This is a genomic window from Pseudidiomarina fusca (genome assembly GCF_032227045.1).
In the GTDB taxonomy this organism is placed as follows: domain Bacteria; phylum Pseudomonadota; class Gammaproteobacteria; order Enterobacterales; family Alteromonadaceae; genus Pseudidiomarina; species Pseudidiomarina fusca.
In genome coordinates this window covers 174,043-189,013 of sequence record NZ_JANFPJ010000006.1, presented here as the reverse complement: position 1 = coordinate 189,013, position 14,971 = coordinate 174,043, and the positions used below count along the sequence as shown (strand labels likewise).

Annotated in this window: 14 protein-coding genes; 13 read left to right on the top strand and 1 reads right to left on the bottom strand. The window is 47.9% G+C overall.

The genetic code is table 11. The annotated features are described in order from the left end of the window. Position 1: 1 nt before the first annotated feature. A complete protein-coding gene (locus NOG12_RS04235) occupies positions 2–1,030 on the bottom strand; it encodes a Fe(3+) ABC transporter substrate-binding protein (RefSeq protein WP_202912488.1) in 1,029 nt (342 codons plus the stop codon). A 154-nt stretch (positions 1,031–1,184) separates the two neighbouring features. Between NOG12_RS04235 and NOG12_RS04230 the strand changes: the two genes are divergently transcribed. The 13 genes from NOG12_RS04230 to NOG12_RS04170 all read left to right on the top strand — a co-directional run bounded on the left by NOG12_RS04230 (position 1,185) and on the right by NOG12_RS04170 (position 14,958). Then, a complete protein-coding gene (locus NOG12_RS04230) occupies positions 1,185–2,999 on the top strand; it encodes a cation:proton antiporter (protein WP_153825857.1) in 1,815 nt (604 codons plus the stop codon). Positions 3,000–3,306: 307 nt separating this feature from the next. Continuing rightward, positions 3,307–3,762 (top strand): hypothetical protein, encoded by a 456-nt coding sequence (locus NOG12_RS04225; RefSeq protein WP_313932487.1) that lies wholly within the window; start codon positions 3,307–3,309, stop codon positions 3,760–3,762. A gap of 9 nt (positions 3,763–3,771) precedes the next feature. After that, positions 3,772–4,086, top strand: a complete 315-nt coding sequence (locus NOG12_RS04220; RefSeq protein ID WP_313932486.1) for a BolA family protein — start codon at positions 3,772–3,774, stop codon at positions 4,084–4,086. A 106-nt stretch (positions 4,087–4,192) separates the two neighbouring features. Further along, positions 4,193–5,374 carry an enoyl-ACP reductase FabV gene (fabV, locus tag NOG12_RS04215; RefSeq protein ID WP_313932485.1) on the top strand — a complete coding sequence of 394 codons (1,182 nt, stop codon included), beginning with the start codon at positions 4,193–4,195 and terminating at the stop codon, positions 5,372–5,374. Positions 5,375–5,620: 246 nt separating this feature from the next. Beyond that, complete coding sequence (locus NOG12_RS04210; protein ID WP_313932484.1) at positions 5,621–6,961, top strand: Na(+)-translocating NADH-quinone reductase subunit A; 1,341 nt, start codon at positions 5,621–5,623, stop codon at positions 6,959–6,961. Positions 6,962–6,963: 2 nt separating this feature from the next. After that, positions 6,964–8,163 carry an NADH:ubiquinone reductase (Na(+)-transporting) subunit B gene (locus NOG12_RS04205; protein ID WP_110074886.1) on the top strand — a complete coding sequence of 400 codons (1,200 nt, stop codon included), beginning with the start codon at positions 6,964–6,966 and terminating at the stop codon, positions 8,161–8,163. Then, positions 8,156–8,932 (top strand): Na(+)-translocating NADH-quinone reductase subunit C, encoded by a 777-nt coding sequence (locus NOG12_RS04200; RefSeq protein WP_153825852.1) that lies wholly within the window; start codon positions 8,156–8,158, stop codon positions 8,930–8,932. Before NOG12_RS04205 ends, NOG12_RS04200 begins: the two co-directional genes overlap by 8 nt. Next, positions 8,932–9,564 (top strand): NADH:ubiquinone reductase (Na(+)-transporting) subunit D, encoded by a 633-nt coding sequence (locus NOG12_RS04195; RefSeq protein WP_153825851.1) that lies wholly within the window; start codon positions 8,932–8,934, stop codon positions 9,562–9,564. Before NOG12_RS04200 ends, NOG12_RS04195 begins: the two co-directional genes overlap by 1 nt. 10 nt (positions 9,565–9,574) lie before the next feature. Further along, on the top strand, positions 9,575–10,183 hold the full coding sequence (gene nqrE / locus NOG12_RS04190; protein ID WP_153825850.1) for an NADH:ubiquinone reductase (Na(+)-transporting) subunit E: 609 nt from the start codon (positions 9,575–9,577) through the stop codon (positions 10,181–10,183). A 46-nt stretch (positions 10,184–10,229) separates the two neighbouring features. Further along, on the top strand, positions 10,230–11,471 hold the full coding sequence (nqrF, locus tag NOG12_RS04185) for an NADH:ubiquinone reductase (Na(+)-transporting) subunit F (RefSeq protein WP_313932483.1): 1,242 nt from the start codon (positions 10,230–10,232) through the stop codon (positions 11,469–11,471). A 50-nt stretch (positions 11,472–11,521) separates the two neighbouring features. Next, the gene (locus NOG12_RS04180; RefSeq protein ID WP_313932482.1) at positions 11,522–12,544 is read left to right on the top strand and encodes an FAD:protein FMN transferase; all 1,023 of its coding nucleotides are present in this window, start codon (positions 11,522–11,524) and stop codon (positions 12,542–12,544) included. A 15-nt stretch (positions 12,545–12,559) separates the two neighbouring features. Beyond that, positions 12,560–12,808: a (Na+)-NQR maturation NqrM gene (gene nqrM / locus NOG12_RS04175; protein WP_110074881.1), complete on the top strand. Its 249-nt coding sequence runs from the start codon at positions 12,560–12,562 to the stop codon at positions 12,806–12,808. A 38-nt stretch (positions 12,809–12,846) separates the two neighbouring features. Next, positions 12,847–14,958 (top strand): aminotransferase class V-fold PLP-dependent enzyme, encoded by a 2,112-nt coding sequence (locus NOG12_RS04170; RefSeq protein WP_313932481.1) that lies wholly within the window; start codon positions 12,847–12,849, stop codon positions 14,956–14,958. The last annotated feature ends 13 nt before the right edge of the window (positions 14,959–14,971 follow it).

Sequence of the window (14,971 nt, the reverse complement as noted above, 5' to 3'; positions counted from 1 at the left end):
CTTACCGCCAGCCTGCACGGTTCATTAATTTAACCGCATCGGCGTTGTTTTCACCTAAGAAACGCATGGACAGGTCGTCCGCTTTAAACTCGCCCCATGCTTGTAAGGTTTCGCTCCACTCAACCCCTGTTACGGCAGGGTATTCATTATTGGTGGCGGCGTACCAAGCTTGCGACTCTGGCGATAGCAAGAATGCAATGAGTTGTTCTGCAGCGGCTTTATTTTTCGCATGTTTGGTGATGCCAATGCCACTGACGTTAACGTGGGTACCAAAGCTATCTTGATTGGGCCAGAAAATCTTCAGTTTGCTGGCGGCTTCGCGCTGCTCGGCGTCATCACCGGTCTGCATCAGGCCAAAATAGTAAGTATTGGCAACGGCTAGGTCACACATGCCTGCAGCGGCTGCTTTTAATTGGTCACGGTCACCGCCCACCGGAGGTTTTGCTAGGTTAGCAACAAGGCCTTCAGCCCATTGCTCGGTAGCCTCTGGGCCCCAGTGTTCGATTAGCGCCGCAGTTAACGATTGATTGTAAATGTTGTCTGAAGAACGGATACAGACTTTCTTGCGCCATTCTGGTTTAGCTAAGTCTTCGTACCCAGTTAATTGGCTCGGGTCAACTTTACCTTCAACATAGAAAATAGGGCGCGCCCGTAAGCTTAAGCCTACCCATAAATCATCGCTACCATGCAAATGCTCAGGCACTGCAGCTAACACAGCTGGGTCGGTCAGCGGCTGAAACACGCCTGCTTGCGCGGCACGGTGCAAGTTACCAGCATCAACGGTGAGGAATAAATCGGCCGGAGTGTTTTCGCCTTCGTTCTGTAACCGGGCCAGGAGGGCATCGCCGCCACCGGTTAATAAGCGTACTTCAATGCCAGTTTTGGCAGTAAATTGCTCTAGTGCAGGTTTAATTAGCGCTTCTTTACGCGCAGAATATACGTTAACCGTGGTAGCTTGTGCTACTGTTGCGGTTAAGCTTGCTGCAATTGCAGTCATGGTAAGTAATTTGCGGAACATGATTGAACTCATGGTGATTTACCTCGTAATGTTACGTGGATTATATAGAAAAAATAAAAGGAACGATATTGATTCGCATTAAGTAACCATTAAGAGTTATTCTCGTGCAAATGCGAATCATTATCAACAAATAATTTGTAAAATCTAGGAAAGAGACTTTCAGCCTATGTCAAATATGTCAGCACTAGCGCTCATTGGGGTGTTATCTATCTTGTGCCAATGGGGTGCATGGCGGTTAAAAATACCAGCGATTTTACCTCTGTTGTTAGTGGGATTAGCGATTGGCCCAGGTTTGGGCTGGTTAGATCCTGATGCGGTATTCGGTGATTTATTATTCCCCATTGTGTCACTTTCGGTTGCTATTATTTTATTTGAAGGCGCATTAACGCTGCGTTTTGATGAAATCCGTGGGCACGGCCGCATGGTAACTAACTTGGTTAGTATCGGCATGGTCATTACTTGGCTGATGATTGCGGCGGCGGCTTATTATCTGATTGGCTTTGGCTGGGAGATGGCGGCGCTGTTTGGGGCGTTGGTGGTGGTGACTGGCCCGACAGTGATCATGCCGATGTTACGATCGGTACGGCCGTTAGCTCGGCTGGGCAACATTTTACGTTGGGAAGGGATCATCATCGACCCGATCGGTGCCTTGTTAGCGGTGTTGGTGTATGAGTTTATTATTGCCAATCAAGGCGCCGGTATCAGCCACGCCATGCAGGCCTTTGCCACCACGTTAGGGGTAGGCTTCGCGCTGGGTTTTGCCAGCGGCAAATTACTCGGACAAGCGCTTAAATTTAGTATCTTTCCGCATTATTTGAAAAACGTCGCTACGGTAGCTGTGGTGTTAGGGGTGTTCGCCTTATCCAATGCCTTGCAACACGAGTCTGGACTGCTGACCGTGACTGTTATGGGGATGGTGATGGCGAATATGCGCGGGCTAGATTTAGATGACATCCTTGAGTTCAAAGAAACCTTAAGTGTGCTGCTTATCTCTGGGTTGTTTATTCTGTTGGCAGCTCGTTTAAATGCGGATGCCTTTAGCAGCCTAGGCATGCCGGCGGTGTTACTGTTGGTGATTATCATATTTGTGGTACGCCCAGTGAGTGTGTGGGTGTCTTCCATCGGTACCCAAACCACCTTTAAAGAGAAGATCTTGCTCAGTTGGATTGCGCCACGCGGGATTGTTGCAGCGGCGGTATCAGCGTTGTTTGCCTTAAAAATGCAAGAGGCTGGCTGGGAGCAAGCGGACGTGTTAGTTCCCTTGGTGTTCTTGGTGATTTTAAGCACTGTGGTGTTGCAAAGCTTAACCGCCAAGCCGTTGGCGCACTTTCTAACGCTGCGGGAACCGCCACCACGGGGCTTTCTCATATTTGGCGCCAATCCGCCGGCGCGGCAAATTGCCAAAGCCCTGAAGGAACATAATTTTCCGGTGTTATTAGCCGACACTAACTGGGAACACGTGAAGTTAGCACGCATGGAAAACTTGCCGGTGTACTTTGGTAACCCTACTTCAGAGCATGCTGAAAATAATATGGATCTGAATGGCATTGGCCAGGTGTTGATTCTGTCGCCATATCGGCAGTTAAACCCGGTTGTCGCGATGCACTTTATGGATTGGTTTGACGAAGACAAGATCTTTGCTCTGCAAAACTCCGAGCATGATGCGCCGGCTCGTAACCAATTACCGGAAGTGTTTCGTAAGCGCTTAAAATTGTTCGGCAAAGGGGTAAGCTTTTCTAAGTTATCAAGCTTGTCGTTTCAGGGAGCGCAGGTGAAAACCACTGCACTGACTGAGTCGTTTCACTACGATGACTATCAAGAGCGCTATGGTAACCGAGCTTTGCCGTTATTTGCCTTAGACGAACGTGGGGTATGCCATTTGTTTAGTGCGGACCAAACCTTTACGCCGGCAGCCGGTTGGCAGATTGTCGCGTTGATAAGTCCAGAGCAAGAAAAGAAGCCAGATCAAGCTTCCGCTTAACACTAAATTAACCAAGAAAACAGAAACTTACTACTTTGTTGCGAAATTGTAATTGATTTGGAAAATAAAGTTAGTTATAGTTTAACTCATGGATTGCGGGGTTACTTCACGGATTGACGTGACCCTGTTCGAACACGGATGTTCTTCCTTTCTTTTTATTCAGTGCCATTCCCTTTATACTCTTCTACTTAAATTACCTGTAAGTGAATCTTACCAGCCCAAGCTGCGGCCGCTGCCGTACTGTCATGAGATGAATATGATGCAGTTGAACAAATCTTCCACATTGACGCATCTAGGTAGCCTAATAGTGGCTGCGAGTTGGCTGTTGCTCAGCGGTTGTCAGCCAGCTGGCGATGCCGAACGTTTAACCAACCAAGAGCTTGCCTTAGTGCAGACTCTCGACCAACAGCAGCTACCTAACCAAGATTGGGCGCTGTCGAGTGCGGTCATTCAGCTTAGTTTTTGTCGCAATCGAGTCAACGATGCCTTACTGGCCGAAGGTGAAGAGCTAAACCGCTGGCGCCTGGTGGGTGAGCGCTCAGCGTTTCCGCGCCAACGTCAAGAAGGGTTGGAGCAGTTAGCAGAGCTCTACCATGACCATGGCGTGCTGTTATGGCAGCAGTGGGGGACGGTAAGTTCACAGCTCTATCGCATTGTTTATCCTAGCCGATACAGCGAACCTAATGTGTTTAATGCGCTGGCCAGCTTAGGCCGCGATGAAAAAATTTGTTTCAGCTCGTTAGACGCCAGCCAAAGTGAGTAGTAACGCCTTATGACCGCACTTCATCAACATTTACAAGCCAAACTCGAAGCCGCCTTTGCCCCTATTTACCTGCACTTGCTGAATGAAAGCGATCAGCACGGCACAGCTAGTGATGATTCGCATTATAAGTTGGTGCTGGTGAGCGCTAGCTTCGCGGGCCAACGTCTGTTACAACGCCATCGGGCGGTCAACAAACTGCTGCAAGAAGAACTTGCTGGGCCAATTCACGCGTTAGCTCTGCATCTTTACAGCCCAGACGAATGGCCGCTGCAGCAGGTTCCAGATTCACCAGCCTGTCGCGGCGGTAGTAAGCTCGACAACTAATCAGATCACTTGATGGGTGCAGCTCGGTTAAACTACCCGGATCAAAGCACCAGCTTGTTGATTATGGCTAACTCAAGCCTAGACCCTAGTTTAAAGGATAATAGTAATGATTATTCAACCTAAAATTCGTGGTTTTATTTGTACTAACGCCCATCCCGTGGGCTGTGCGGCTCATGTACAACAACAAATTGATTTTATCAAACAACAACCTAAATTAACGCAAGTGCCACAGCGGGTGCTAGTGATCGGCTGTTCTACCGGTTATGGTTTGGCCTCGCGTATTGCTGCTGCCTACGGTGCTGGCGCCAAAACCTTAGGCGTGTGTTTTGAAAAAGAGCCGAGCGAAAAACGCACCGCGACTGCAGGTTGGTATAACACGGCAGCATTTCATCAAGCAGCTAAGGCTGATGGTCTTTATGCCCATACCATCAACGGTGATGCTTTCTCGAATGAAATCAAAGCACAAGTTATTGAACAAATTAAGCAAGACTTCGGTCAGGTTGATTTGGTGATCTACAGCTTGGCTTCGCCGAAGCGTAAAGATCCGGTTACAGGTGAAGTTTATAGCTCAACGTTGAAGCCTATTGGTGACAGCTATACCACCAAAACCTACCACACCGACAAAGACCAAGTGACTGAAATCACTTTAGAGCCTGCTACTGATGACGAAATTGCGCAAACCATCAAAGTGATGGGTGGCGAAGATTGGGAACTTTGGTTGGCAGCCCTGCATGATGCTGGCGTATTAGCACCTAATGCAAAAACCACGGCCTACACCTATATTGGTAAAAAGCTGACCTGGCCAATTTACGGTCAAGCCACCATTGGTAAAGCTAAAGAGGACTTAGACCGTGCGGCAGCTGCGATGCGTACGCGCTATACCGATCTTAATCTAGAAGCCTACGTATCTTCATTAAAGGCCCTAGTGACTCAAGCTAGCTCAGCAATTCCTGTCATGCCGCTATATATCTCGTTGATTTATGGGGTGATGAAGCAAGAGGGTACCCACGAGGGTTGTATCGAACAAATTTATCGATTGTTCAACGAAGCCCTTTACAGCGAAGACCGATTGTTGGATGAAGCTGGCCGCTTATTTATGAATGGCTGGGAAACCAATGATGCGACGCAAGCCAAGGTTGAAGCTCTTTGGCATCAAGTGAATCAAGAAAATTTCCATCAATTGGCTGACTACGCAGGTTATCACAGTGATTTCTTGAAGTTGTTTGGTTTTGGGATTGATGGCGTTGATTATGATGCGGATGTCGATCCTATGGTTGGGTTTGATTGAAGGGCAACAGCAAAGCTTGGTTAGCTTTTAGAGAGGAGCTATTGGTTGGCTTTTTTCGGTGACCGAAATACGACTAACGAATAACGACTATCGATTGGTTTTTACATTTGTTTTGTAATCCAAAAGTGCTAAAATGCCGGCCCTAGGTGAAAATGGACAGAATTTGGTCAGTCGCGGCGTGCGGAGAAATGCGTACGGCGTGGCTGGAATGAGATTAATCTTCCCTAACGAGTAGTGCAAACGCGTATGATTACGATCAAAAAAGGGCTAAATATCCCAATCTCGGGAATGCCCCAACAAGCTATTGATGATGGTCAAGCCATCACCACCGTTGCCGTACTGGGTGAAGAGTATGTGGGGATGCGCCCAACCATGCAGGTTAAGGTTGAGGACCGCGTCAAAAAAGGCCAGGTACTTTTCGAAGATAAGAAAAACCCAGGAATTAAATTCACTGCACCAGCTGCTGGCGTTGTAAAAGACGTGATGCGTGGCGCCAAACGTGTGTTACAAGCCGTTATTATTGAAATTGACGGTGATGAGCAAGAAACGTTTGCCAGCTACGACAGTAAAGACTTAGCTAGTTTGCCGCGCGACCAAGTGGTTGAGCAATTGAACAATGCGGGTCAATGGGTAGCCTTACGTACGCGACCTTTTAGTCGTTCGCCGAAGCTAGACGCAGAGCCTACTGCGATCTTCGTGAATGCGATGGACACCAATCCGTTAGCGGCCGACCCAGCTGTAATCATCAGCCAAGAGCAACAAGCCTTTATCGATGGTCTGAACCTGTTAACCACGTTAACCAAAGGTAAGGTGTTTGTGGTGAAAGCTGCTGATGCAAAAGTTGATGTGGGTCATGCTAAGGTTCAATTAGAGAGCTTTGCTGGTCCGCATCCTGCTGGTCTGGTAGGTACTCATATTCATTTCTTACAGCCGGTATCTATGGCCAAGCAGGTTTGGCACATCGGTTATCAAGACGTGATTGCCTACGGTAAATTATTCACCACGGGCCAGGTTTACACCGACCGTGTGGTTGCTTTAGCCGGCCCTGGTACGAAAAAACCTCGGTTGTTGCGTACTCGGATGGGCGCAAACTTGCGTGAACTAACCAAAGGCGAGTTGGCGCAGGGTAAAAACCGTATTATTTCTGGTTCAGTGCTAAACGGTCACAAAGTTGACGATGCTCATCAGTGGTTAGGTCGTTTCCATACCCAAGTGAGTGTGTTGCCTGAGGGTGATCAGAAAGAATTCTTTGGTTGGATCAAGCCTGGTTCAAACCAACACTCAGTTACGCGTGCATACTTGGGTCATTTGTCACCTAAAAAGCTGTTTGCGATGACGACTACCACCAACGGTTCAGATCGTTCAATGGTGCCAATCGGCAACTATGAGCGCGTGATGCCGCTTGATATTTTACCAACGATTTTGCTACGTGACTTGCTCTCTGGCGATACTGAACAGGCGCAAAAGTTAGGCTGTTTAGAACTCGACGAAGAGGATTTAGCGCTCTGTTCTTATGTTTGCCCCGGCAAATATGAGTACGGTCCGGTGTTGCGTAACATGTTGACCGAAATTGAGAAAGAGGGCTAATCATGGGCTTGAAACATTTTCTTGAGAAAATTGAGCCAAACTTCGAGAAAGGCGGCAAGTACGAGAAGTTCTATGCCTTATACGAAGCTGCAGCAACTATTTTCTATACGCCAGGTAAAGTGACCAAAGGCATTACCCACGTTAAAGATAGCGTTGACCTAAAACGCATCATGATTTTGGTGTGGATGATGACTTTCCCAGCGATGTTCTGGGGTATGTACAACATCGGTAACCAAGCGGCATTAGCCTTAACTGACGGTTATCAGTTAGCTGATATCTGGCAAGTAGGTATTTTTACTGCCTTAGGTGGTGATCTAGCTACCGCTGGCTGGGCCGGTAAGCTGTTCTACGGCGCCTGCTTCTTTGTGCCGGTGTACGCGACCACCTTTATTGTGGGTGGTTTCTGGGAAGTTTTATTTGCTTCTGTACGTAAGCACGAAATCAACGAAGGCTTCTTCGTCACGTCAGTTCTGTTTGCCTTAACCTTGCCCGCAACCATGCCGTTATGGCAAGTAGCCTTAGGTATTACCTTTGGTGTGGTGATTGGTAAAGAAGTGTTTGGCGGTACTGGCCGTAACTTCTTGAACCCAGCCTTAACCGGTCGTGCGTTCTTGTACTTTGCCTTCCCAGCGTCTATCTCTGGTGAGCAAGTATGGACTGCTGTTGACGGCTACTCTGGCGCTACTTTGCTAAGCCAAGCAACTCAGGGCACTGATTACATTGCTAATATGGATTTATGGATGGATGCCTTCTTAGGTAATATCCAAGGTTCAATGGGCGAAGTATCTACCCTGATGATTCTGATTGGCGGTTTAGCACTGATTTACTTCCGTATTGCCTCATGGCGCATCGTATCAGGTGTGTTTGTAGGTATGGTCGCGTTGTCATTATTGTTCAACGTGGTTGGCAGTGACAGCAACCCAATGTTTGCTATGCCTTGGTACTGGCACCTAGTGGTAGGTGGTTTTGCCTTCGGTATGATGTTTATGGCAACGGACCCAGTGTCAGCCTCATTCACCAACAAAGGTAAGTTTTATTATGGCTTCTTAATTGGTGCCATGACTGTACTTATCCGAGTGGTAAACCCTGCGTATCCAGAAGGTATTATGTTAGCGATTTTATTCTCTAACGTATTTGCCCCGCTGTTTGACCACTTTGTTGTTCAATCAAACATTAAACGGAGACTGGCACGCAATGGCTAATAAAAATGAATCACTAGGCAAAACGCTGTTTGTGGTTATCGCCCTCTGTTTAGTGTGCGCGATAATCGTGGCAGGTTCTGCGGTTGGCTTGAAGCCTTTACAACAGAAAAACGCTGCGCTAGACATGCAACGTAACGTGTTAGATGCTGCAGGTTTATTAACCCCAGAAACTAACGTTATCGAGCTGTTTGAGCAGCGCGTAGAGACGCGTTTATTCAACCTTAATACGCTCGAAGAAGTTGAATCTGTAGACGGCAAAAATGCCACGGACTACGATCCTATCGCGTCTGCTAAAAAAGCAGGTTTGGGCACTAAATTAGATAAAGCTGATGACGAAGCTGGTATCGGTTCTCGTGAAGATGTAGCTAAAGTCTATTTTATCAATGATGCCCAAGGCGAGTTAGAGACAGTCGTTGTGTTTGTTCGCGGCTACGGCTTGTGGGGTACCATGTACGGCTTCATGGCAGTGGCACCTGACATGAACACCATCAAAGGTATCAACTACTACGAGCACACTGAAACTCCAGGGTTAGGTGGCGAAATCCAGAATCCAAACTGGGCTGCCAGCTGGCAGGGTAAAGAAATCTACGCCGACGGCGAGGTTGCTCTTAACGTGACGAAAAACGTGACTGACCAAGCTCATGACGTAGATGCACTGTCTGGTGCAACCTTAACCAGCAACGGTGTTGAAAACACCATGCAGTTCTGGTTTAGCGACAAGGCTTACGGCCCGCTATTTGACAAAATTCGCAAAGGGGAGCTGAACTAATGGCGAGTGCAAAAGAAGTCAAAGAGGTTCTGTTTGGACCGATTTTTGCCAATAACCCAATTGCCTTACAAATCTTAGGTATTTGCTCGGCGTTGGCAGTAACGTCAAAAATGGAAAATACTTTGGTTATGTGTATTGCACTAACCTTAGTAACGGCATTTTCTAACTTGTTTATCTCAATTATCCGTAACCACATTCCTTCGAGTGTACGGATTATTGTGCAAATGACGATCATTGCCAGCTTGGTTATCGTGGTTGACCAAATCCTGCGTGCTTACGCCTACAGCATCGCCAAAGAACTGTCGGTATTCGTTGGTTTGATTATTACCAACTGTATCGTGATGGGCCGTGCTGAAGCCTATGCGATGAAGAGTACTCCAGGCTTATCGTTCTTGGACGGTATTGGTAACGGCTTAGGTTACTCGGTGGTGTTGTTAACCGTGGGCTTTATTCGTGAGCTGTTCGGATCAGGTAGCCTGTTCGGTTATCAGATCATGCAGCTAGCTTCTGAAGGCGGCTGGTATCAGCCGATCGGTTTGTTGGTATTGCCACCAAGTGCGTTCTTTATTATCGGTGGTTTTATTTGGGTACTGCGTACCTTCCGTACCGAACAAGTAGAGCCGAAGGAATAAGGAGCAGACCATGGAAGCTTATATCAGTTTATTTATTAAATCGATTTTCGTTGAAAACTTAGCGTTATCGTTCTTCCTAGGTATGTGTACTTTCTTGGCAGTATCAAAGAAAGTAACCACAGCTTTTGGTTTGGGCGTTGCAGTAATCGTGGTACTGGGTATTTCAGTACCGGTGAATAACTTGGTTTACCACAACATTTTGGCGCCAGGTGCGTTAGATTGGGCTGGTTTCCCTGATGCAGACTTGAGTTTCTTGCGTTTCTTAACCTTTATCGGCGTTATTGCAGCGTTGGTACAGATTTTGGAAATGGCATTAGACAAATACGTACCAGCTTTGTACAACGCGTTAGGTATCTTCTTACCTTTGATTACCGTGAACTGCGCTATCTTTGGTGGTGTGTCCTTCATGGTTGAGCGTGATTATAACTTCACTGAAAGTGTGGTTTACGGTATCGGTAGCGGTATCGGCTGGGCCCTTGCCATTGTTGCCTTGGCAGCAGTGCGTGAGAAACTGAAATATGCCGATGTACCAGATGGTTTACGCGGTTTAGGTATTACCTTTATTTCAGTTGGTCTGATTGGATTGGGCTTTATGTCATTCTCTGGCGTATCCCTGTAACAAGCACCGGTAACGATAACAACGGATTAACAAGAGGTACGAGTCGATGCAAGGGCAAGATTTAACACTAATAGCGCTCGGCGTAGGCATGTTTACCTTGATTGTATTAATTTTAGTGGCGGTGATCATGGTCGCCAGGTCAAAATTAGTGCCTCAGGGTGATGTCGAGATTTTAATTAATGATGATGAAGACAAGAAAATTACCACGCAGCCAGGTACTAAATTATTAGGTGCCTTAGCTAATGCTGGTATCTTCGTATCGTCAGCTTGTGGTGGTGGTGGTTCATGTGGCCAGTGCCGTGTGATTATCAAAGAGGGTGGCGGTGATATTCTGCCTACCGAACGTGATCACATTAACCGCAAGGAAGCTCGTGAAGGCTGCCGTTTATCGTGTCAGGTAAACGTGAAGCAAGATATGAAAATCGAGCTTCCAGAAGAAGTGTTTGGTATTCGTAAGTGGGATTGTACGGTTAAGTCTAACAACAACGTAGCCACCTTCATCAAAGAGTTTGTGGTGCAGTTGCCAGAAGGCGAAGAAGTACCTTTCCGCGCCGGTGGTTATATTCAGATCGAATGTCCACCGCATCACGTGAAATTTAAAGACTTCGAGATTGAAGATAAATTCCGTGGTGACTGGGAACACTTTGGCTTCTTTAACTTAGAATCTAAAGTTGACGAAGAGACCATTCGTGCTTACTCGATGGCGAACTACCCAGATGAGAAAGGCATTATCATGTTGAACGTGCGTATCGCTACGCCTCCGCCACGTGATATGAGCTTACCGCCAGGCAAAATGTCATCGTACATTTTCAGCTTGAAAGCTGGCGACAAAGTAACGATTTCTGGTCCATTTGGTGAATTCTTTGCTAAGGACACCAAAGCAGAAATGGTGTTTGTTGGTGGTGGTGCTGGTATGGCGCCGATGCGTTCACACATCTTTGACCAATTACGTCGTCTGAAAACCGACCGTAAGATGACTTTCTGGTACGGTGCACGTTCTAAGAAAGAAATGTTCTACGTGGAAGATTTCGACATGTTGGCGCGTGAAAACGACAACTTTGAATGGCATGTGGCCTTGTCTGACCCACAACCAGAAGATAACTGGGAAGGTTACACCGGCTTTATCCATAACGTGTTGTACGAAAACTATCTGAAGGATCATGATGCGCCTGAAGATTGTGAGTTCTACATGTGTGGACCACCGATGATGAACGCAGCAGTTATTAAAATGCTCAAAGATTTGGGCGTAGAAGATGAAAACATCCTATTGGATGACTTTGGTGGCTAAGCTTGGCTTAGCCCCTTTAATAGCCTGATTTAAAGGTGGAAAAGAGCCTGATGAAAACAACCCGTTCATCAATGCTACGAGTTTGGCTAGCCCTAGTGGGGCTAGCCTTTTTCGTTTCTTGTACCCATGCGCCGCAACAATTGGCGGTGTCTGGTAAGACGATGGGGACGACCTATCACATCTCTTATGTTACGGCGAATCCGCAGCATAGCCCTGAACAAGTGAAGCAACGAGTGGATGCGGTGCTGGAGCAAGTAAACAGCCAGATGTCGACTTACGACCCGCAATCGGAACTATCGTTGTTTAATAGCCGTCAAACGACAGAGCCGGTGGTTATTTCGCGGTCGTTAGAAACTGTGATTCGACGCGCGCTAGAAATTGCCAACGAAACCGATGGCGTACTTGATGTTACGGTCGGGCCATTAGTTAATCTATGGGGCTTTGGGCCACTGGCTAAGCCAGAGCGTAAGCCCACAGAGGCCGAGCTGCAAGCTATGTTAGATGAGGTGGGGTATCAGCATGTTCATGTTGAAAACCACCAGTTACGTAAAGCTAAGCCCGAGATTTATATTGATTTATCGACCATTGCCAAGGGCTATGGCGTGGATCGCGTCGCAGTATTGTTGGAGCAGATGGAAATCACCAATTATCTCGTTGAGATTGGTGGTGAGATGCGTACGCGTGGCACTAAGCCTGGTAATCAACCTTGGCGCATTGCGATAGAAAAGCCGGTCACCAGCGAGCGCAGCGTGCAACGGGTGATTGAGCCGGGCGATGCGGGTATCGCAACTTCTGGTGATTATCGTAATTACTACGAAGAAGATGGTGTGCGTTATTCGCATATTATCGATCCGCGTACCGGCTATCCTATTCAACATAATTTGGTGTCGGTTACCGTGGTAGCGCCCACCAGTATGGATGCTGACGCCTATGCGACAGCATTGACGGTGATGGGGCCAGAACAAGCGTTAGCCTTTGCCGAGCAAAAGGGCTTGGCGGTGTTACTGATTAGCCGCGAGGCCGAAGGCTTTAAAGAAGAAAGTAGTACTGCATTTAAGCAGTATCAACAGTAACCGAAGGGGGTTAGTATGGGAATGTTTTTAGCAGTATTCGGCATCATGCTAGTAGTGGTATTGGCCATGTCGGTTGGGTTTATTGCCCAGCGTAAAACCATTTCGGGAAGTTGTGGTGGTATTTCTGCCTTGGGTATGGATAAAGCTTGTGACTGCAAAGATCCGTGTGACGAGCGCAAGGCCAAGATGGCTGCCGAAGAAAAGGCCGCCGCAAAACGTGCAGCCAAAGAAAAACTTTGGCAAGATAACCGTATAGATTCGTAAAGGTGCAAGTTTTAAAACCTGATTAAGGGAGTAGTACCATGGTAACACCGGTTCAGATTAAGCCGAAAACGGCGGAAATTTACCTCGATTGCAACGCAACGACGCCGGTGTTACCGCAAATTGCTCAGGCCGTTCGGCACGTGATGGAGCATGTCTTTGGTAACCCCAGTAGTAGCCATATCACTGGGCTGCAAGCACGCTATATTCTTGATAGTACCCGCCGGCTAGGACGCCAGCTAGTGGGCGCAGGGCTTGGCCGTTTTATCTTCACCAGCGGTGCTACCGAAGGCATTCAAACAGCGGTGTTATCGGCCCTCACCCATGCTAGAAATACCGACCATGGTCAGCGTCGTTGGCTGTTATACGGAGCTACTGAGCACAAAGCGGTGCCGCAAGCGCTTGAGCACTGGAATAATATTTTACGTTTGAATGCCGAGCTCAAAGCTATTCCGGTTAACCGTCAAGGTCTGTTAGATCTAGACTTTATTGCCGAGCATGTAGGCGCAGCCCACATGATTTGTACCATGGCTGCCAACAACGAAACTGGTGTACAACAAGATTTAGCCCAGTTAGAACAAGTGATCCGTAGCAATAACCCAACCATTCCTTGGATGGTGGATTGCGTACAGGCCTTGGGTAAGTTAAAGCTAGAATTAGCACAAACCAGCATTGATTATGCCCCTTTTAGTGGCCACAAGTTGTACGGCCCCAAAGGCATCGGCTTTTTATACGTGCGCCAAGCAGCGCCATTTACGCCCCTGATTATTGGTGGTGGACAAGAGCAAGGGCAGCGTTCTGGAACGGAGAACCTTCCGGGCATTGCCGCTTTACATGCGCTGTTTGAGTTATTGCTTAACGATCAACAACAAGTTTTTAAATCGACAGCAACCCTTTGTGAATATCGGGACCAATTACTGGCTGCGTTAAAACAAGCGTTTCCTACCCTCGAGCTGAACCACGATTTGGATTTGAGCTTACCTACCACACTTAACTTTTCGGTACGTGGCATGGCGTCTCGCGACATCATGGATGTATTTGATGCGGCTAACATTCGAGTCAGTTCAGGTTCTGCCTGCAGCTCAGGTGTCACTCGTAGCTTTGTGCTAGATGCCATGGGCCTTGAAGATTGGCGCTCATGTTCAGCGATTCGATTATCCTTTGGGCCAGCCACCGAAGCTGCCACCATCAAGGCCGCGTGTGAGCGGATTCAAACGGCGGCTCATGCCTTACGCCAGTCGTGCTTATTGATTGCCGATACCAGCGAAGATATTGATTCTAATCTAGATGGGGTAGTACAACTGCGATTTGGCAATCAGTGCTGTTATTTATTGATTGATAAAGCCGCCAAAGAAATGGTGGTCATCGACCCCTTGCCTGAATTAGCCGAACGCATTGAACGTTTGGTGGCTTGCCAGCATTATTGTGTGAAGGCGGTGCTCACCACTGAGCCACAGCCGGCTAATAGCCCTGCAGCTATGTTAGCCCAGTTACTGAGTTGTGAGGTAGCGCAAGCGGACCTTGATGCCGTGGGTTGGCCGCAGGCATACAACGGTGGCTGTGATGTGCCGTTGGGTTGCGCCGCCACGGTAGAGGGCTGCTTAGCTGTAGGACAGCGCCGCCTGTTTCGCGTAGGCACGCGCCAACCGGTGTATTTGTTAAGCTCGCCGCTTACGACGGACGCTCCTGCAGAAGTAGACTTTGCCTTTATCGGTGACATTCAGCAGCCAGAACTGATTCGCTCGATGGTTCATGACAACACCTTGTTGTTAAGCCGGGCCGATGATGAATTTCGTATCACTCAGCGCTGGTGCGAATTAGCTGGTCATTGCGTTAACTGTGAGTTAGTGGATGTTGCTCTAGAAGCCCAGCAAGAGTGGCTCAGCAAACCTGATACCTTGGTGATTGATGTACGTGAGCAGCAAGAATTTGCAGTGAGTGATTTGGGTTTAGCGGCCGAGGTAATCAACGTGCCGTTAACGCGTTTGGCGCAGTTCATTTATGAGCACCGTGAAAGCTATCAGCAGCGGCCGATTGTCTGTGTCTGTCGCTCTGGGCATCGCAGTGCTGTGGCAGCTCGGGTGCTGGCTCGGCTTGGGTTTAGCCAAGTGAGCCATTTAAATGGCGGCACCGCCTTGTTACTGGCCAGTTAAAGTTAAGTTGGCT